The 19253-nt window shown below is 64.1% G+C and carries 13 protein-coding genes; 6 read left to right on the forward strand and 7 right to left on the reverse strand.

Annotated features, from left to right (window positions below; translation table 11 throughout):
• Nucleotides 1–23: 23 nt before the first annotated feature.
• A complete protein-coding gene (locus M9M90_RS00875) occupies nucleotides 24–3113 on the reverse strand; it encodes an Ig-like domain-containing protein (protein ID WP_305885147.1) in 3090 nt (1029 codons plus the stop codon).
• Nucleotides 3114–3487: 374 nt separating this feature from the next.
• Between M9M90_RS00875 and M9M90_RS00880 the strand changes: the two genes are divergently transcribed.
• Nucleotides 3488–9943, forward strand: coding sequence for an RHS repeat domain-containing protein (locus M9M90_RS00880; RefSeq protein ID WP_254835283.1), 6456 nt, complete (start codon nucleotides 3488–3490; stop codon nucleotides 9941–9943).
• An 820-nt stretch (nucleotides 9944–10763) separates the two neighbouring features.
• Here M9M90_RS00880 and M9M90_RS00885 read toward each other — a convergent pair.
• The 3 genes from M9M90_RS00885 to M9M90_RS00890 form a co-directional block, all read right to left on the reverse strand.
• The gene (locus tag M9M90_RS00885) at nucleotides 10764–11327 is read right to left on the reverse strand and encodes a TylF/MycF/NovP-related O-methyltransferase (RefSeq protein ID WP_254835284.1); all 564 of its coding nucleotides are present in this window, start codon (nucleotides 11325–11327) and stop codon (nucleotides 10764–10766) included.
• 53 nt (nucleotides 11328–11380) lie between these two features.
• On the reverse strand, nucleotides 11381–11515 hold the full coding sequence (locus M9M90_RS21120; protein ID WP_256549223.1) for a hypothetical protein: 135 nt from the start codon (nucleotides 11513–11515) through the stop codon (nucleotides 11381–11383).
• Between the two features lie 189 nt (nucleotides 11516–11704).
• Nucleotides 11705–12454 (reverse strand): TylF/MycF/NovP-related O-methyltransferase, encoded by a 750-nt coding sequence (locus tag M9M90_RS00890; protein WP_254835285.1) that lies wholly within the window; start codon nucleotides 12452–12454, stop codon nucleotides 11705–11707.
• Between the two features lie 254 nt (nucleotides 12455–12708).
• On the opposite strand from M9M90_RS00890, the gene M9M90_RS00895 reads away from it, so the two are divergent.
• Nucleotides 12709–13875, forward strand: a complete 1167-nt coding sequence (locus M9M90_RS00895; RefSeq protein WP_254835286.1) for a tetratricopeptide repeat protein — start codon at nucleotides 12709–12711, stop codon at nucleotides 13873–13875.
• Nucleotides 13876–13902: 27 nt separating this feature from the next.
• Here the strand turns inward: M9M90_RS00895 and M9M90_RS00900 are convergent, their stop codons facing one another.
• A complete protein-coding gene (locus M9M90_RS00900; RefSeq protein WP_254835287.1) occupies nucleotides 13903–14076 on the reverse strand; it encodes a hypothetical protein in 174 nt (57 codons plus the stop codon).
• 407 nt (nucleotides 14077–14483) lie between these two features.
• Between M9M90_RS00900 and M9M90_RS00905 the strand changes: the two genes are divergently transcribed.
• Together M9M90_RS00905 and M9M90_RS00910 are read left to right on the forward strand one after the other, a co-directional pair.
• Nucleotides 14484–15014 carry a recombinase family protein gene (locus tag M9M90_RS00905; protein ID WP_371876888.1) on the forward strand — a complete coding sequence of 177 codons (531 nt, stop codon included), beginning with the start codon at nucleotides 14484–14486 and terminating at the stop codon, nucleotides 15012–15014.
• A complete protein-coding gene (locus M9M90_RS00910) occupies nucleotides 14920–15774 on the forward strand; it encodes a recombinase family protein (RefSeq protein WP_254837192.1) in 855 nt (284 codons plus the stop codon). The genes M9M90_RS00905 and M9M90_RS00910 overlap by 95 nt, the downstream gene beginning before the upstream one ends.
• A 17-nt stretch (nucleotides 15775–15791) precedes the next feature.
• On the opposite strand, the gene M9M90_RS00915 is transcribed toward M9M90_RS00910, so the two are convergent.
• Nucleotides 15792–16049: a helix-turn-helix domain-containing protein gene (locus tag M9M90_RS00915; RefSeq protein WP_254835288.1), complete on the reverse strand. Its 258-nt coding sequence runs from the start codon at nucleotides 16047–16049 to the stop codon at nucleotides 15792–15794.
• A 127-nt stretch (nucleotides 16050–16176) separates the two neighbouring features.
• On the opposite strand from M9M90_RS00915, the gene M9M90_RS00920 reads away from it, so the two are divergent.
• Nucleotides 16177–16872 carry a PEPxxWA-CTERM sorting domain-containing protein gene (locus M9M90_RS00920; RefSeq protein WP_254835289.1) on the forward strand — a complete coding sequence of 232 codons (696 nt, stop codon included), beginning with the start codon at nucleotides 16177–16179 and terminating at the stop codon, nucleotides 16870–16872.
• Nucleotides 16873–16912: 40 nt separating this feature from the next.
• On the opposite strand, the gene M9M90_RS00925 is transcribed toward M9M90_RS00920, so the two are convergent.
• Nucleotides 16913–17851, reverse strand: coding sequence for a S1/P1 nuclease (locus tag M9M90_RS00925; RefSeq protein WP_254835290.1), 939 nt, complete (start codon nucleotides 17849–17851; stop codon nucleotides 16913–16915).
• 430 nt (nucleotides 17852–18281) lie between these two features.
• On the opposite strand from M9M90_RS00925, the gene M9M90_RS00930 reads away from it, so the two are divergent.
• Nucleotides 18282–19223: a hypothetical protein gene (locus M9M90_RS00930; RefSeq protein ID WP_254835291.1), complete on the forward strand. Its 942-nt coding sequence runs from the start codon at nucleotides 18282–18284 to the stop codon at nucleotides 19221–19223.
• Nucleotides 19224–19253: the final 30 nt, after the last annotated feature.

Here is a 19253-nt window from a genome sequence, read left to right on the forward strand (position 1 = left end):
TTCGCGGCGGCAGGGGCTCAGGCCTATTGGAACACAACCCGGCCGGCTGTCGCTGGTTGCGCCGCCGTCCCGCGCGCCGCGTCGCCGGCATTGCCGGGGCTCGTGCCCGATCCCGCGACCAGGGACGTCGACATGGTGTCCCGGGCGCCAGCGAAGGCAGACCCGCCCCCGCCCCCACTGCCATAGAGTCCGGGCTCGTTGGTGCCGCCGATGCCGCCTAGGTATCCGCCACCGCCCCCACCGCCGCCGCCACTCACGCCGTCTCCGTAGCCTTCCCGGCCCTGATAGGGTGCATGGCCCGAGGTCGCCGTGGCGCCTGCACCGCCTGGGACCGTCGAATAAGGGTAACCGTCCTGCGCCGTCGCACCGCCGCCCGCCCCGCCGGCGGCTGACGGCCCATTTCCGGCGCCCCCGCCACCGCCGGCGATCAGCACCGCCGACCCATCCGAATTGCGGATGCCGCTATAGCCGCCGCCGCCGAACCCCCGATAGGTGCTTCCGCCGCCGATGCCGCCGCCGTTCATTCCAGCCGCTACCGACATGCTGCTGCCGCCGACATGGACCGTGTAGGTAGCGTTGGCGGTCAGGAGCACCGTACCCCCGGCGTAACCACCTCCGCCGCCGGCCGTGCTGCCGCCACCGGCGCCCCAGACCTTAGCGGCGACCATGAAGGTGTTGGAGGGGATGATTGTCCAGGTCCCGCCCGCCGAAAGGTCTAGGGGGCCGTCGACCGCGATATTCCAACTCGTCTTTCCAGCCACGGCGGGGGAGATCGCGAAGGTCTTGGATCCGGCCGAGGTCATCAGCAAGTTGACCGTCCCGGTCGATGTTCCGCCCCGGCCATCGGACACCGTGTAGGAGAAGCTGTCGGGCCCAGTATAGGCGCTGGTCGGGGTGTATCGCAGGTACGAACCCAGGTTCTGGATGACACCGTGCGGCGAGGTCGCGTCGACGGCGGAATAGGTCAGGGTGTCGCCGTTGGCGTCCAGATCGTTTGCCTTCGGATCGAACGAAAGCCAGGTGTTGACCGGCAGGCTGGCGTCATCGGCGATCGCCACCGGCGGCGCGTTCGCGGCCGCGGCCGGCACGTGGCTGTAGCCGCTTGGGGGACTGTAGGTCGTGGCGGCCGATCCGAGTCGGAAATCGCCCTGGGCGACGCCAGCGGGGCAAGACTGGCCGGAAATGGAATAGCCAGGCTGGGACCCGGAATGGGCGAAATAGGGACCGGGGAAGGGCAGACTGATCGTCGGCCCCAGGGTGTTGTTCTTGTAGATCTTCAAGGTCTTGGCGTCGGCGTCCAGCGCGAAGCCATAGACATCGTTCACGGCGCCGACGCCGAGACTTGTGGGGTTCGACGTGGTGGCCCACCAGGCGCCAGAGTAGGTGTAGATTCCGGCGTTGTATTGCGAATAGCCGCCGACATTCCGTGCGACGGAAACATTGTTGGCGATGCCCGGCAGGAGGATTCCGCACTGGAGTTTGACCTCCCAGTAGAATTTGCCGCTCGCCATGTCATTCGGCGAATAGACGTTCGTGGCCGTCGAGGCTGCCGCCGCGACCGAGAATGCGGTGCCAGACAGAATGACTTGGCTGGCGTAGACGTCAGCTTGCATGACGTCGAGCGCGCCTAGCAACGGAGGCGTGACCGTCATGCTGACGGTCGCCTGGGCGGTCTCGCCGCGTCCGTCGGAGAGCATATAGGTGAAGCTGTCCGAACCCGTGAAGTTCGAATTGGGTGTGTAGGTGACGGTCTGGTTGGCGTTGAGCATCGCCACGCCCTTGCCCGGGCTGGTGACGGCGGTCATCGTGATGGGGTCGCCGTTCGGATCGCTGTCGTTACGACGCGGATCCAGGACGATGGATGTGTTGCGGGGAATCGTGGCGGCATCGTTCTGCGCGACCGGCTTGCCGTTTCCGACCGTGAGATTGATCGCGCCGATCGCGGTCAGGGCACCATCGGAGATGGTGTAATTGAAGGTGTCAGGGCCCGCATAGCCGACGTTCGGCTGGTACTCGATGAGATTGGTCCCCACCAAGGTCGCCGTCCCATTGGCCGGCGTGGTCTTGGCGGTGATGGTCAGGACGTTGGCGTCGGAATCATAGTCGTTGTCGAGCGGCCGCAGGGCGCTGATTCCGTCGACGAGCGCGGTCGCCCGATCACCCACGACATACTGGTCGGCCACGGCCACCGGCGCATGATTTGTGGCGGAGCGCACCAGCACCGAGACCCGCGCGCTGGCCGTGCCGTTGTAGCCGTCGGCGATTGTGTAGAGAAAACTGTCAGCTCCGAAATAGCCGACGTCGGGCGTGTAGGTGATCGACGCGCCGGCATTGTTCGACGTCACGCCGTGCGGGGGATCCTCGACCGAGGTGATGGTGAAGCTATGACCGTCCTGGTCGCTGTCATTAGTCATCGGGTTGAAGGTGACGGCCACGCCGGTACTGGTGATGCCGTCAGGGTTTGCGATCAGGGGACTATTGGCGGCCGCCGCTGAGAAGATGCGGAAGTCGCCCAAGGCGACCTGGCCGCTCCCCGTCCGCTTGATCCGAAGATAGCGAAGTGCAACGCCGCCAAGGCTGATTGTGCGCATCGCCCCGGCCGAGAGGCCGTTCGCCGTGGCCGCGGTCTTCCAGATCGTCCCGTCGGTTGAGTACTCGACGATGGTGCCGTTGATGTCCTCGGCGTCTGCAGTGACGCTTGCCACCACTGCGGGAACGACGTCGATGTGGTTAACGTTCTTGACCGAGCCCAGATCGGCCTTGATCCAGGCGCCGACCTCCGTGTTGGTTGCATGGATGGTGGCCAGCGCAGTGAACGCGCCGTCCTTCATGCCGTTGGCCGCCGTCAGTCCAGTGGTCCCGGCGTTCGAGGACGCCGTGAAGGCCGTCGGGATGATTTCGACGAACTCAGCGCCATTGCTCAACCGAGTGCGGTTGCCGGCGTTATCATAGGTATAGGCGACCTTCTTGCCATCCGCGTCGATCGCCGAAACCAAGCGCCCTAAGGCGTCGTAGGTATATTGGGTCGACTGCGCCTGGCTTGCCGGGACGCCGACACAGAGCGCGAAAAGGCTCACCGCCCCGACGCGCAGGGCGTCCCTGACAACATGCATCGCCACGAGCCCCCTCCGGCATCAACCTTGGCCTTACAATCTGTGATGGAAGGGAAAATGCAAGGGTCGCTTTGCGCGTGGGGCGACAAAGTCGCCTCAGTGCTCCGATCTTGAGAGCACCGTTTTGCGAAACTGATTGAACCGGCCACCTTCGCAATTGACGGTTGCTGAAGCTTTGCCATACGCTCCTGCAACCTGTCCGCGCAGGGGCCTAAGACGGCACGAACCCTCGGCGCGCATGGAGATCAAGTCTTTCACGTCTGGGCGGCCGGCCCAAAAGGCGCGAAGCGAGCCGGGGGGCGGGTATGGGTTGGGGACGAGTTGGTCCGCGCGTCTGGACGCGCGCCCTGGGCGGCCTAATCGGGTCGATGGCCTTGGCGACGGTCGCGCATGGAGCGGCCTCGACCAAGATCGGCACGGCCTCGCTGATCACGCCCACTGCGGCCAATACCTATTTCGGCTCGGCGACGACCTCGACCAACAGCACCGGCGCCGTAGGGCGGCCGAAGGAAATCGTGGAGCTCGCCCGCGCTCTGAAGGGTGACCCCGACCTGATCTATGAGCACGTCCGCAACAACACCACGACGGTCTGGACCTATGGCCTGACCAAGGGCGCCATGGGGGTGATCGTCGATCGGGCCGCAACGGCCTTCGACCAAGCCCACCTCATGGTCGAGCTGCTGCGCGAGTCCGGTTTCACGGCCGAGTATAAGGTCGGGACGATCACGCTGAGCGCCACGCAGTTCTCCGACTGGACGGGAATCACCTCGGCCACGGCGGCCTGCCAGCTGCTGTCGAGCGGCGGCATCGCCGCGGTGATCAACGGGACCACAACCGCCAACTGCGCCTATGGCGCGGCCAGCGTCACAACCGTGCAGATGAGCCACGTCTGGACCTATGTGACGATCCAGGGCGTCGGCTATTTCTTCGATCCGTCCTACAAGCCGCACACCTTCAAGACGGGTATCGACCTCGCCGCCGCCACGGGCCTCACCACCGGTCAGGTGATGAGCGTCACCGGATATTCCGGAACCCAGTCAGGCGTCTCGTTTGGCCATACCTACGACAACGCAACGGTAAAGAGCACGGTCGCCGGCTATGCCGCGGCCATTGAAACCAGCTTGGCGGCGAACGCGCCCGCGGCCGGCCTGTCCGACGTGGTGGGCGGACAGTCGATCACGCCGGCGACGCTTCCGGTCGGTGGGCTGCGACAGCTGGCTCTGCCCTACACCCACAACACCCAGCGCACCTACGGCGCCGGCGTGCCGAACCAGTACCGAACGAAGGTGCAGGTCCAGATCACCAAGGTGCGGCCCGACACAACAACGCCGACGATTGTCGACAAACTGCTCTATGCCGACGACATCTATGGTCGGCGGCTGGTGTTCGACACCAATTTCGACACCACCGGGGCGACGTTCACCAGCGCGCTGAAGCTGGTCGACGACCTCGGCGCGACCATTAATCTCGTCACGCCCAGCGCCTATTCCGACAATCCGACCTTCAGCCGCGGCACGCTCACGTTGACCCTGAACGCGCCCTACGCCGCCAATAGCGGCGCCTATATGGACACCGTCTTCAGCCGTGCGGTGAACTATGCGCTGCCCTTAACCATCGTCGATGGTTTCGGCGACGCGGGCTCGGGGCTCGTGGACAAGTGGGGCTCGCGGCGCGATACGGTCATGCCGGCGGTGGGCGACACGGGCTGCAAGGCGTGCTTCGTCAAGTACAAGGCCTGGAAGGGTGACGGTCGTCGGGAACTGCTGGCGGCGAGCTGGCTCGCCCAGAGCTCGAAGGCCGCCCGCATCCACGCGGCGATCGCCAAGTCGATCTACGCCCACCACTATTCGATCGGCGTGTCGTCCGCCGACACCACGGTGATCCAGACCCCCAACGGCTCCTACTGGGTCGCCGACAGCTTCGACCGCTTGGACGTGGAGACTGGCCTCAGCCTCACCAGCAGGACCGCCGTCGCCCTCGACCGCCGCGCGGCGCTGCACGCGACGGCCGCGACTCTCGCGGCGCTCAAGGGAAGCGTGTCGGCCCAGGTCTCCGACCTTCCGGATACGACCTCCACTGCCGCACGATTCGAGTGGGGCAACGCGCCGGAGAGCGGCACCGACCCCGCCGGCGGGACGGTGCGGAAGTTCTTCCAATACGTCAATTCCACCGAGGCCAGCCAGGCGCTCGGCCTGTCGAAGACAGAAGGTATGACTTCGACCGCTGATGATGGCGTACATGGCGACGGCGCCACCCCCGAGATCGGTAGCGCTGAGGTCCTGGCGCGCCGGCAGGCCGTGGCCGATGCCGTCTCGGCCTATGTGACGGCGGGCTTCACGGTGATCGCCTCGGAGGAGGCTTTCCTGGGCCCCGGCGAGCGCGCGGCGGGCTTCACCTTCGTGACCGGCGCCACCTATAGCCATGCCCAATCGTCCCAAAGGGGCGGGGCGCTCACCGCCAGCAAGTACGATGGCAATGGTGACCCGATCGAAATCGCCAACCTGGTGATCAATCCCAATGGCGCCCTGGACGCCGGCGGTGGCGGCGCCCAGATGCACCACCAGACCCAATACGACCCGGCCACCTCCGCCGACGTGGTCAAGGGGCGGTTCGTCGACACACCCGTCGGTTCGATCACCGCGGTCAGCCCGGCCAGCGTGACGTCCGGGGTGGGCGCCTTCCCCTATAGCCTCAGCGGCCAGTTGATCTGGCGCGGCGGCGAGGTGAGGGACGACACGTACGGCTCGCTCAATCACCGCGAACCCCAGGGGGGCTGGACCACCAACTGGGACAACAACCTGACCCTTTCCGGCAGCGGCCTGGAAGCCATGAGCGACACCGACGCCCGAGCGTCTGTCGGAACGGTCGCGGCCTTCTACGCCGCCCAGGACGTCTACAAGTCGAGCGCCTCCATCAAGCGCGAGGTGATCGGCCAGTTGGTCAATGCCTGGTGGGTTCGCGAACTCGCCAACAATGTCGCGACCGTCAGCCTTGGGACCGGGACGAAGCAGTTTCTCCGCAGGGCCAACGGCCAGTGGTTCGCGCCCGGTCCAGGCGCCTATTCGACCCTGGTCCAAACTGGCGCCCGCTCGGTTCTGCCCCGGCATCCGAGCAACTACTGCGGCTCCTCGGCAATGCTCAGCTACGTGCCAACGCGCGGCTGGACCTATGCGGGCATGTCCTTCGCCCGGACCGGTCCACAGGGCGACGTTCAGACCTATCAGTTCTGGAACGCCGAGATACGCGACGCCGGGGCCACGATCTGCGGCGAGCAACACGGTTTCCGTCTGTCGACCTGGGCCTGGCCGAGAGGGGTCACCCTGTCCTTCAACTACACCAACGCCACTCAGACGGAACTCTCGCGCCTGAGCTACATCAACAACGATACCTATTCACTGCGGCTGGAGTTCGCGAACGGTGGGGTCGACGGTTTCGACAATGGCTTGACTAATCAAAACGAGCGGATTGTCAGCGTCACGCAGCCGGCCGGACCGCTAGTGCAGCACACCGACCCGATCGGGGCGGTGACCAAGTTCGAGATCTCGACGCTCGGGACGGGCGACTATGCGCGCCAGCGCCTGGAGAAAATCTATCCCGCCGACACCCCGAGCGCGCCAGCGGTCCAGTACGTCTACGACACCCTGGCGCGGGCCAAGGAAAGCCGTGACAAGCTGGTGCTAGCCGGAAGCCGTGCCTCGACCCAGTTCCTGCTGGCGAACGGGTTGCGCTCCGAGATCATCGACGCGCTGGGCTATGGCTCGATCACCTATGCCGATCTCGACGGTCGGCCGGTCCGCGCTATCAACGCCTTGGGCGCGGCCTCAGTCACGACCTATGACGGCCGCGGCAGAACCCTTACGGCGACCGGGCCCGAAGGTGACAAGGTCGAGTTCGAATACAACGCCCGCAACCAGCCCACCAAGCAGATCGTCCGCGCAAAGCCGGGCTCAGCCGAAGCCGGGCAGAGCATCACCGCCGAGACGTCGTGGAACCCGACCTGGAACGCTCCGGATTGGACTAAGGACGCGAAGGGCGCCCAGACCGACTACACCTACAGCCAGGGTCAGCTTCAGTACGTCTCCTATCCTGAGCCTCAGCCCGGCGAGCAGCGACCGGGCCGCAGCGCCTACTATTATCCGGGCGGACTGACCATGTCGGTCACCAACACGGCGAGCGCGAGCACGTCGATGACGTATTCGGGTGTCTCGTTCGACAGTGTCACGAAACAGAGCGCCTTCTATGACATCGGCCCAAGCCCCGAGGGCGATCCCGCCACCCTGGTGTCGCCGCGCGGCGCGATTTCGAACATCACCTATGACCTCGTGCGGCGCCCCATCCTGCGGATCGAGCCACAGGTCGGCACGGCGCCCAGAGTGGCTACGCGCACGACCTACGATCTGGTCGGTCGGGTGACCAAGGTGGAGCGCGGCTCTTTTTCAGGCACGACCTTCACGCCGATTGAGACCGCCACCGCCGAGTACGACGCGATCGGCAACAAGGTGAAGGACGTCACGCCCGCCGGCGTAACACAGTACAGCTACGACGCCTTGAACCGGGTGGTCTGCACTGCGGTTCGTATGAACCCCGCAGTCTATGGCGCCCTGCCGACCAGCGCCTGCATCGCCTCTACGCCGGGCGTGTACGGCCCCGACCGGATCGTGCGCGCGACCTATGACGCCGTGGGGCAAGTCGTGCAAAGCGAGCAGGGGGTTGGCACGTCGGTGCAGCAGGTGACTGCCCGCTACACCTATTCGCCCAATGGCCAGAACACGACCCTGACCGACGGCAACGGCAACACGTCGACGTTTGAATACGACGGCTTCGGGCGGTTGAAGAAGCTGCGCTATCCGGCCGACCCGCGCGGGTCGGGTCTGTCGAGCACGTCGGACTATGAGGCCTACACCTGGGACGTGAACGGCAACCGCACCTCGTGGCGCAAGCGCGACGGCAAGGTTCTCAACTACACCTACGACGCCCTGAACCGGCTGCTGGTGAAGGACCTGCCGGACACCACGGCCGACGATGTCTACTACACCTACGACTATAATGGCCGGCTAACCCAAGCGCGTTTCGGTTCGCTCAGCAACCCGCCGGCGCTGACTCAGGGCTTCGACGCGCTGGATCGCGTCGTCTCTGAAGATAACGGCGGCGGTCGGCAGATCGCCACGCAATACGACGTCGAAGGCAATCGAACGAAGGTGAACTTCGAGGGGACGAGCGTCGCGAATCCGTACGGCGGCCGTTATGTCTATGACGTCGCCAACCGGCTCACCGAGGTCCACCTAAGCCGGGGAGTCTATGGTTATGCGAACTGGACGAATTATCCGATTGCCACCATCGGCTACGGCCCGCTCAATCGCCGCGCCTCGATCACCCGCCCGAACGGTGTGCGGACGGACTATTCCTTCGATGGGGTCGGGTGGCTCTCCGGCCTGAGCCACGTCGGCGCGCCGGCATCGGCGGGATCGTACCAGACCTTTGCCTACAATCCGGCCGGTCAGATGATCGACCAGGCCCAGGGCTCGTCGCGCTATGTCTGGAGCGGCCAGCCGACAACGACCACCAACTTCACCCACGATGCTCTGAACCGAGACGCGGCAATGGCGGCGGCGGCCGGGTACGACGCTAACGGCAACCTGATCTCCGACGGAGTACGGACCTTTGCCTATGACGCCGAGAACCGGTTGATCTCGGTGACCGGCGGCTCGGCGCCGCTGACCCTGAGCTATGATCCCCTGGGCCGACTTTTAAAGACTACCTCCGCCGGAGCCAGCACGACCTTCAACTATGCGGGCTCACAGCTCGTCGCCGAGGTGAATCCGGCCACGTCGACGCTGCTTCGCAGTTATATTCACGGTGATCGCACGGACGAGCCGATGGCTTGGATGGAGGGGGCCAATCCCGACACCGACATCCGCTTCCTGCATCCCGACCGCTTGGGCTCGATCATCGCTGTGTCGAACGCAGGTGGGGCGATCACCTCCTACACCTATGGGCCCTATGGTGAGCCGCAGAGTTGGGCGGGATCTCGGTTCCGCTATACGGGCCAGACTGTGTTGCCCGAGGCGCAACTCTATCACTACAAGGCTCGGGTCTACGATCCCATGATGGGGCGGTTTCTGCAGACCGATCCGATCGGCTACGGGGACGGACCAAACACATACGCCTATGTGGGAGGCGATCCAGTCAACGATTCTGATCCGTCCGGGCTGTTGAAGCAAGCAGGCAGGACGGACTCGAACACGGTAGAAGAACTCATAGTGCAGGCTATGAGGCGTGTCGTCGAGAGACGTGCCGATCCAGGTGGCGGCGGTCCAGCGAGCACCGTTAGCTTTGTGTCGAGCGCTACGCTGAAGGAGCAGATTACGGAACTCGAAGAGTTGATCGTGGTTGCCAGGAAGAAGGCGGTTGAAAAATATAAGAAGGCCCAAGAAAACGCGGCGGGGCCTTGCGTTGTCGTTAGGGGCGAAGTGAGCTTTGGAAATCAACTTGCTGCCAAGTTCAAATCCGCTTATGGCCAAATCGGTGCCAAGCTAGATGCTGGAACCTTCCGGTTGGGGTATGTAACTGGCCGAGGAGGTTATCTTAAAGTAACGCAGGGAGTCTCTGGGACTCTTGAGGCAGGCAACAAAGAAGCGTCGATCGGAGGCGAGGCTGGCGTTCAGCGAGAAGGGGCCGTTGGAATGCATGTGCCGCCAGAAAGGAAGATGGCCAATCAACCTTTCAGACCCGCCGGGGAGGCGACAGCCGTCCTAGGTGTTTCTGCGGCGACTATACTCGGCTTCCAGTTTGACGTCGGCGGTAACCTCGCTTCGTGTCTCGATGATTGAGTCGCGTGATTAGAAGGGTATTGAAGGTATGTCGTTAAAGCGAAATTTGCCAATCAGGCCTCTGTTTTTTTCGCCTACTTACATATTGCTATGCGCAATATCGACATACTCGAACCCTGAAAACCAAACCCTCTCGTTGATTTGCTTTGCGGTTGGAGCGTTCGGGTGCCTTCTCTTGCATCTAATGTGGACCTACCGATCGACCAAGTTGGTGTCGCTTGGCGCGACAGGTTCACACGAAGCTGGCCGAGAATCGACGCGCGCGCTCCGAGTCAAATATCTTGGTTCGTCCGCGGCAGTTCTATTTGTCGCCATGGGTTTGTTTTTGGTGGGCATAAAACCCGTACTAGTCGAGGGTGAGACTTACTTCAAAGTCTTTCAGGTATTGTCGATGTTGTTTCTGGCTGCGTTTTTTTTGTGTTTTATAATTATGCAGTGGACGGCGGCTAAGGCGCTATGTGATGCAGAATCCGGAGAGGATGTTGCTACAAATCGAGTAATTGGAACATTTTTGCTTTTCGTTTATTTAGTCATTGGTGCTCCTTTTATTTATTCTCGACTTAAGAAATTGACTACGATTTGATTTTGGACGTATTTTTTCATCGAGTTCATATTCGCGGCCAAGTATGGCTTATGTAGCTGCGCGCGATTCTGTTGTCAGAGATCGGCAAGCTCAGCGGCAATTCAAACCATAGCCATAGCCGGTCCGCGCAAGGCTGACAGTGGACGGGAGCGTTCTGTCACCGGCTGGTCCCGGCGCCTAAGTTGCGGCGGACGCGCTCATGCCGTGATCAAGGGGCCGCCAGCGTGGCGGGCCGGCTCAGGCGTGCTTGATCACCAGGCCCTGGCCGGTGGGCATCTCCAGAATGACGTGACCCCGCGCAGTGAACCAATCGGTCTCGGCGTTGAACTGCCGATAATAGGGAAGCCATCCGAAATCATCGAGGATGAGGATTCCGCCAGGAACGATCCGGTCCCATAGCACCTCCAGGACGCCAATCTCGGCTTCGGCGTTGTTGAGGTCGAGATGCATGAAGGCGATGCGGTCCGGCGCGGCGATCACCAGGCTCTCGGGAACCTTGCCCTGGGTGATGATCACATTGGGCTCCGGAAACCGCGCCCGGACCTCGTCATAGAGCGTCGAGGAATGCTCCGCCATCTGGTGGTGGGGCATGGCGGGGTCGTGGTCGAACAGGTCATAGAGGTAATGGCGACGCTTCGAGATGTCGATCAGATCGGCCACCGTCCTAGCCGAGCTTCCCCGGTAACAAGCGCATTCCACGAAATCGCCCTCCAGGTGGGCGACGTGCCTCGCCGCCCACAGCAAGGTGGAGACCCGCCAGACCCCGCCGCGTTCGGGGCCAGATCGGGTGTTCCGATTCATCGCCGCGATAAGGCCTTCGTCCCGAAGGAAGCCTAGGGTCTTGTTCCAGGTGATCAGATTGTCGGCTGCGAAGATGCCGGTCTGGCCTTGATCTGCTCGATCATCTGATCGCGGGCCGCCCGGAATTTCTCCTCGTCCAGCAGATTGTAGAAGCTCAGGCCGACATAGGACGGGGGCTTGGTGAGCATCTTTATCTCTCGGTCAAGGTGGAGCTCGCGACGAGCGTGCGAATCCGCGGACGCGCCCGTCCAAGGCGTAAACGCCGTAGTGGCGCCGTCTGGAATTTGCAAGCCGGCCGCGCCGATTCGACAACCTGACAGGCCTTGTTGGCGCCATGGCGTCCGTCGGTCGGACGATCGCGGCGCATCACGGCGACCCTAGCGCTTGATCACCAAGCCCTGGCCGGTGGGCAGCTCCAGAACGCTGTAGCCGCGCGCCTCGAACCACGGGATTTCGGCGCGTTGTTGAGGTTGGTAGGCCAGCCAGCCGAAGTCGTCCAACACCAGGATGCCGCCGGGAACGATGCGGTCGAACAGCAGCTCCAAGGTCCCAATCTCGGCGTCCGCATTGTTGAGATCGAGATGGAGCAGGGCGATCTTATCGGGCGCGGCCTGGGCCAGGGTGTCGGGCACGCGGCCCTTGGTGACGATCACGTTCGGCTCGGGGAAGCGCGCGCGCACCTCGTCATAGAGGTCGGCGCCGTGCGCGGGGAGGCCATGGTGCGGCATGGCCTCGTCATGCTCGAAAAGGTCGTAGAGAAAGTATCGCCGATCGGACAAGTCGACTACATCGGCGACGATGCGCGCCGAGGTGCCGCGATAGCAGGCGCACTCGACGAAATCGCCGGGCAGCTTCGCGGCCTGCCGGGCGGCCCAGACCAGCGTCACCAGACGCCAGATGGTTCCGCGTTCGGCGCTCGACTGCGCATGGGCGTTGAACGCCTTGGCGAATGCGTCGTCCCGCAGGAAGGCCAGCGACTTTTCCCAGGTGATCAGGTTGTCGCTGGCGAAGAAGCCCCGCTGCATGGTCAGCACGTCTGCGATCTCGTCGCGCGCCTTCACGAAACGCGCCGGATCCGTCAGGCCGAAGAACCAGCGTCCGAGGAACTTGGGTTGGGAAAGAGGCATGGGGCTCCTTTGGCATAGGTGCGGGAAGGCGCCCAGCCTCGCCAGGCCGATCAGCACCTGTGCGCGACCCCGCCGTGTCGGGGCTGGGACGTCCGAGCTGAGCGCCACGGAGGCCGATGACGCGCGCCGGCCATTGCGCGGCGCGTCTGCCTGAATTCTCGAATCCTCGGGCGGTCGGCTGACGAGAGCCTGGACGTTGCGCGCCTCCGTTCACCCGGCTAGGGCTTTCGAATTCAAGCTAGGTGGGTGTCCGTTTGCAAGTCGCGTCCAAGACCGCGTCCGATCTCCATCGTGAGGGCGACGAGCACACCCAGGCCGGTCGGTTCGAGGAGGCTCTGAAGAGCTTCCAGAGCGCGCTCGCCCTGGACCCGCTGAGCGCTCCGTTGCGGTTCAACATCGCCACCACCTTGCACGCCCTGAAGCGCTTCAAAGAGACGGTGGCGTGGTACGACAAGACGTTGGAGGTCGCGCCCGGCCTCGCCATGGCGCATCACAACAAGGCCACCACCCTCTTGCTGCTTGGCCAGATCGCCGAAGGGTTCCGCGAATATGAGTGGCGCAAGGTCTGCCCCGGTTGGGCCGATGACGCGCGCTATGCCCTCGAGCGCCCCTGGCGCGGCGAGGACCTCTCCGGCAAGACCCTCTTCATCTTCCCGGAACTGTTCCAGGGCGACCTGATCCAGTTCGGCCGCTACGCGCTTCTCGCCGAGCGAGCGGGCGCCAGGGTGATCCTCGGAGCGCCGGCGGCCATGCACGCGCTGCTGGCGACCATGAGCCCTACCATCACCCTGATCGCCGATGACGCGCCGACGCCGGACTACGATTTCCAATGCGGCCACATGTCTCTGCCGACCTTGTTCGGGACCACGCTGAAGACGATCCCGAGCTTCCGACAGTACCTGCAAGCCGATCCCGAACGGGTGGCCCGCTGGAAGAGGCGGATCGGCGATGAAGGCCTCAAGGTGGGCATCGCCTGGCAGGGCAGCGTCCGCGCCAACCTGCGGTCGTTTCCGCTCGCCCTGGCCGCGGAGCGCCTCGGCCGTATTCCGGGCGTCCGGCTCATCAGTCTGCAGAAGCACGCGGGCCTGGATCAACTCGGCGCCCTGGCGCCGGGCGCTGTCGAGACGCTCGGCGAAGACTTCGATCCGGGCCCCGACGCCTTCGTCGACACCGCCGCGGCCATGACCTGCTGCAATCTCTTCATCACCGCCGACACCAGCGGCGTGCACGTGGCCGGAGCGCTGGGCGCGCCGACCTCGGTCGTCGTGCCCTATGTCGGGGACTGGCGTTGGCTTGAACGCGGGATGGACTGCCCCTGGTACCCGTCAGTGAAGGTTCATCGCCAGCGCGTGCGGGATGATTGGACGAGCGTCTTCGATGATTTGGCCAAGCCGATCCGGAAACTCGCGAGCCGCACCTAGTCCGACCTCGACGTGGGCGCTGCGTCATCACAGGATCAGACGTTCGACGACGAGCTTCATAGCTGCGCCCGCAATCAGGATCAGAAGGACCACCGGGATCGCGATGACGCCGGTCCCGGTGGCGTGCGCCTCGAACCAAGTCCCGAGCTTGAGCGAGAGCGTGTCGCGCGTGAGGGGGGCTGTTTTGGGTCGGCTTTGCATACGGTGACGTCACATGGAAAGTCGAAAACCGTACGTTTTATACAGTTCATACGTCCGCTGCTGACGTAGCCGTGTCACGCGCGCGCGCGTGTGTTGACGCCGGACCGCGCCGGCGAGCCTCTGGCGCTAGGCCGTATCAAGGCGGCCTTGAAGCGAGGCCCTGTGGCCACCCGTCCGGCCACGTCTGCGGTTCCTGTTCGGGCCGCCAGCACCTCCGCATGTCGACGGAGCATCAGCGGTATTCCCTGGAGCACCAGGCGGTCTGGATCGCGTCCTACGCCGCCGAGCACGGCTATTAGATCGTCAGGACCTATTCGGACGCGGGCAAGAGCGGTCTGAGGATCGAGGGGCGGGACGCGCTCCTCGAACTACTGGGCGACGTCGTCGGTCGCCAGGCGGGGTTCACCGTGATCCTGGTCCTCGATGTGAGCCGCTGGGGACGTTTCCAAGATCCGGACCAGGCCGCCCACTACGAGTTCATCTGCAAGGCGGCCGGCGTGCGCGTGGAATACTGCGCGGAGGCCTTCGAGAACGAGGGCAGCGTGATGTCGGCGCTGCTGAAGCAGTTCAAGCGCGCCATGGCCGCGGAGTTCAGCCGCGAGCTCTCCGTCAAGATCGCCAAGGTTCAGCGAGGTCTCGCGGCCAAGGGTTATCGGCAGGGCGGGCCGGCGGGCTACGGCCTGCGGCGCCAGGTGGTGAACGAGGCCGGCGAGCCCTGTGGCCTCCTCGCCAAGGGCGAACAGAAGGCCGTCCACAGCCATCGCGTCATCCTCGTGCCCGGCCCGGTCGAAGAGGTGGAGACCGTGGCGGATCTACCGGCTGTTCGTGATCGCCGGCATGAGCATGGAGGCCATCGTGCGCCTCCTCAACGCGGAGGGCTCGCTCGCGGAGTTCAGGAGCCCCTGGACCCGTCACCGCGTGCGTCGGGTCCTCGCTGACGAAAAGTACATCGGGCCCCACATCTTTGGCCGCCACTGCCGGCCGCTCCGAGCGACCACAGGCTTCCGAAACCCGCCGGAGACCTGGGTCCGCGTCGAGGGCGCCTTCGAGGCCCTGGTCGGGCAGGAGATGTTCGCCGCGGCCAGGCGCGCCATCGCCAACCGGATGGTGTGTATGACGGACGAGGACATGCTCGACGCCCTCCGGCGCCTGCGCAAGGAGCGCGGCTACCTGTCGACCGCCATGATCGAGGACGCAGAGGAGGTCCCTTGCGTGGCCACCTATCAACGCCGGTTCGGAGGTCTGATGGCCGCCTATCAACTCATCGGGTATCGGCGCGGCGGCCAGGTGCGCGACACCCACCGCAACCTGTCGGACCAGGCCATGCTCGACCGGTTGGCCGATCTCCTGCGGACCGAGGGCAGGTTGTCGATCAAGGTGATTGACGACAGCCCGACCCTACCCTGCGTCGAGAGCTATAAGCGCCGCTTCGGCACCGTCGCGGCCGCCTATGCCGCAATTGGGTATACGCCGCCCGGGAACGGGACGAGCCGCAAGCCCAGAGGCCGGAAATTCTCCGACGAGACCTTGATCGCACGTCTGGCCGAGCTGCTGACGGTGGCGGGACGCCTGAGTTGGGACTTGATCGCGGCCTCTGATCTCACGCCGGCGCCGTGCACCTATGTGAAGCGGTTCGGCGGCCTCGCGGCGGCCTATTCGATGGTTGGCTATGAGCGGCAAGTTGAGCCGATCGGCTGATGCCGGTCACGGGGGCGCTAGATCGCCGCATCGTCCGGTAGGGAGCGCGCGACCTCAACCACGGCCGCCTCGGGGTCACCTTCCAGCGCCCGCACGAACACGCAGAACTCGACCACATCGATCCGGCGCTCTTTTCGCTCCACGAGAGAAACGAACTGCTGGGTCTTCCCGAGCCGTCGAGCGAGTTCGACCTGGCTCACGCCCTTCTCTTTCCGAAGGGCGAGGAGGTATTCGACGACGAACGCGTACGCGTCGGTGAAGACCGACTTGGGCATGAAGGCTGGTGCTCTGTGGAGGCCAGCCTCGTCCGATATACGCGTATTAGGGGTACATAGTTTCTATGTACACAATCTTCGTGTATCCGTGTTCTCACATCGGCCCGAGCGGGGCATGGAGGGCACTATGAAGTTCAAGTCCATTGTGGCGGGCGCGGCCCTGGCGGGCACGCTTGCTGTCGCGACTGCGGCAAACGCCGCCATCGTCGTCACCACCTACCAAGGCACCATCGAGACCGGGACCGACGTCACCGGATTGTTCGGAACGGCCGGCGCTGACCTCGCCTCACAGGCTTTCACCGCCGTCTATGCGACCGACACTGCCATCGGGCGCATGACAGATGCCTTCGTGGACAAGGCTGAGGGAACAAGCCCCTCCCCCGTGCCCATCCTGAGCGCATCCATGACCATCAACGGGATGACCGTAGGCTCATCGAGCGGCACCTACGGGCGCATGCAGTACGACCCAGGAAGCTACGTCTCCCACAGCATTTCCGAACTCTCGAACGACGGCCTCTTCGAGACGAGCAACGGCATCGTCACCCAGCTTCACACCCCGCTCGCCCCGGCCTCGCTCGACACCTCGTTCAGCTTCGCCGGCCTTGAGCCGGCGATATTCGGCGGCTTCCAGTTCTGGCGCTTCAACACCCAGACCGGCGCTAACGACTACCGCGCGTACGGCTCCCTCGTGGTGACCTCCGTCGTGTCGAAAGTGGCCGGCTCGGCCGTCCCTGAGCCCGCCACCTGGGCGATGATGATTGTTGGCTTCGGGCTGGTCGGGAGTACGCTCCGGGCCTCGCGCGGGAGGCGGCTCGTCGCCTAAAGACGGCTGCGATCCGAACGGCGTGGTTGGATAGGCTATGCTAGGGCAGCGTCTGGTTGAGCAAATTGGCCAGGCGGGCGCCTGCCAGCGCGATGCGGCGCTCGGCGTAGGACCCTGCGCGAAGCTCATAGGCGTGGTTCAGCCGATAGGGGCCACTGCCGCTTCGGACCGGTGGCAAGTAGACGACGGTGCGGGCCAAGCTTTGGCTCTCGGAGAGCCATTCATCTACGTCCGACACCTGGGTCGCGGGCCCTGTCGCCTTCGTCATTGATCGGGCCTTGGTGATGGCCGAGGCGCTGCTGCTGCTCGTGCCGATCGCCGCGTCCCAGAAGGTGTGGAGGGGCGTGCTGCGACGCCACGAACACTGCGAGGCCGCTTCCGGGCAGACCCCAACCTTGTTGCCGCCGTTGTCGCCGCTGGGCAGCGCCGCAGTGTACCGGGCGGTCGCGTGCAACGGCTGATGAACGTCGCCGACCAGGTGCAGGAGCCAGCTCAGCGCAAAGGATTTCCGATCGTCGCTCGTCGCGGGCGCGCCAAGATCGGCCGACAGCGCCCTGATCTGCGTCGCCGCGTTGGGTTCCGGTGGCGCTTCGGTGGGCGTGTTGTCCGGCGTGAAGGGCAGATCCTTGTAGTGCCAATAGCGGTGCTTGTAGCGTGGCGGCTGGTAGCCGCCGTCGGTCGTCGGCGGACTGTCGACCTGGTCGTCGGCATAGTCGCCGTCGCTCCTGATCTGATCGGGCCAGGTGGCGGCTCGCGCAAAGGCGACCACGTCTCGGTTCGCGGCGGGAACGCCGTTCGTCCAGCTCGAATAGTAGGGGTTCCTCTGGAGCAGCGCCGAGGCGCGCGCCTGGGCGGGCGGCGTCATTTGATCCCAGGCGATGACCGCCACCGCCATATGGCCTCGGGCATTCCAGGCCAGGGCCTGGGGCGCGGACACCAGGGCGATCGAGACGCCCAGAACGAGAGCCGAGTTTCGCATAGCTTCCCCCTTAATCGCCCTGCGCCACCCTATACACGCTATGGTTAATCTGTCGAATCATACCCTCTGAGGGAGTTCGCTAGGGGTCTCGGCGTCCGGGACGACGACCTTGGGCCGCGAAGCTCGATCTTCGGGTCCTGCTCTTTCCCTCAAATCGCGATGTCCCGTCGTCATGCCCTTCAGAGGGAAGCCGCGGTTGGGGCGGCCCCGCTTTGTTCCGGGGCGAACCCAACAGCGATCCGCCGGAACGTTACGCGAACTTTTTTGTCCATGTTCTCGGTCGGTGGGTGTCGACTCGTCAGAAAGCGGTGTAATGTGAGCGCGATGTGGGGCCCAAGGCCGCCCACAGTCCGCCGGACAGAAGTCCAGGCGGCATCACTTCAAATCCCACGAGCAGTGCGCGTTTTTCCTCCCACAAGGAATGTCGAGCGTGACCCCATACATCCTGTGCGCGCGCTTCAAGCGCCCGCTGAAGTTCAACTGGAACGCCTGGTACGAGTTCAGCGATTGGCTGGCTAAGCGGGACAGTTATCTAATCGCCGCATGGAGTGACTGCGTCTGGGCGCTCACGGCTGCACACGACTTGGAGGAGACATTCGGCGAGCTACGCACGCTGCTATCTCCCTTCGAACTTGAGGACCTAAACTTCCTGGAAGTCGGGTCGCGGTCGTGGTCATTCGAGCGTCCACCGCCCTATGCCTGGGAGCTGTCATTCCACGATAGGTTCCAGGTCTACGACGTTGAGTCGGAGGTGGAGGACGATGGGGATTCGGACGAATTGACCGCCGAAGACGTGTTTGGCCCAACAATCCACGACGCGGACGATGGGTTTGAGGAAGAAGAGGAAGACACCCTCGAAACTCGTCTCAGCGCGCTGGAGTGGCCAATCACAAGCTGGCGCGATGGGCCGAGCTATTCGCCGTTCGGACTACCTGAGCGCAAAACCATGGATAGCTGGCTAGCCCGCCCTTTTCTCGCCGAGCGGCCGAAGTGGGGCCCCAAAGCGCTCCTACTGATTTTCAAGGACGAGCGACGCGACGGCGACAACATTGTGGAGCTCTTGAGGGTGGCGGTCGGTGCCCATGCGATTGCGCGGTGTCATGGCCGACGTTCACTCCTGGTAGTCGGCCAAACCGACGAGGGCGCGGAGCAAATTTGCGCAATAGAGAACGTGAACCGTCGGCTGCAAGATAGTCGATTCCTGGTTGCTGCCTGCTTTGAGATAGGTCCCACTGAGCGGACGCTGCATACCTCGATCCAGGGCGCGCTCATTCCGCCGCGAGTTCCTAGAAGCGGTTCGCAGCTAGCACTTGAAAGCCAAGAGCGGCACGGACGAGGAAAATACCAGGGACGCAATCGGCGGGACCGCTAGACGAGGTCGGTCCGCTCTCAGCCAGCTCAG

This window comes from Phenylobacterium sp. LH3H17, from assembly GCF_024298925.1.
Taxonomy (GTDB): Bacteria; Pseudomonadota; Alphaproteobacteria; order Caulobacterales; family Caulobacteraceae; genus Phenylobacterium.

What these genes read in the sequence shown, in the direction of transcription:
- M9M90_RS00875 (WP_305885147.1), bottom strand. Translation starts at nt 3,113, where the DNA reads ATGCATGTTGTCAGGGACGCCCTGCGCGTCGGGGCGGTGAGCCTTTTC.
- M9M90_RS00885 (WP_254835284.1), bottom strand. Translation starts at nt 11,327, where the DNA reads ATGAATCGGAACACCCGATCTGGCCCCGAACGCGGCGGGGTCTGGCGG.
- M9M90_RS21120 (WP_256549223.1), bottom strand. Translation starts at nt 11,515, where the DNA reads ATGCTCACCAAGCCCCCGTCCTATGTCGGCCTGAGCTTCTACAATCTG.
- M9M90_RS00890 (WP_254835285.1), bottom strand. Translation starts at nt 12,454, where the DNA reads ATGCCTCTTTCCCAACCCAAGTTCCTCGGACGCTGGTTCTTCGGCCTG.
- M9M90_RS00900 (WP_254835287.1), bottom strand. Translation starts at nt 14,076, where the DNA reads ATGCAAAGCCGACCCAAAACAGCCCCCCTCACGCGCGACACGCTCTCG.
- M9M90_RS00910 (WP_254837192.1), top strand. Translation starts at nt 14,920, where the DNA reads ATGGAGGCCATCGTGCGCCTCCTCAACGCGGAGGGCTCGCTCGCGGAG.
- M9M90_RS00915 (WP_254835288.1), bottom strand. Translation starts at nt 16,049, where the DNA reads ATGCCCAAGTCGGTCTTCACCGACGCGTACGCGTTCGTCGTCGAATAC.
- M9M90_RS00920 (WP_254835289.1), top strand. Translation starts at nt 16,177, where the DNA reads ATGAAGTTCAAGTCCATTGTGGCGGGCGCGGCCCTGGCGGGCACGCTT.
- M9M90_RS00925 (WP_254835290.1), bottom strand. Translation starts at nt 17,851, where the DNA reads ATGCGAAACTCGGCTCTCGTTCTGGGCGTCTCGATCGCCCTGGTGTCC.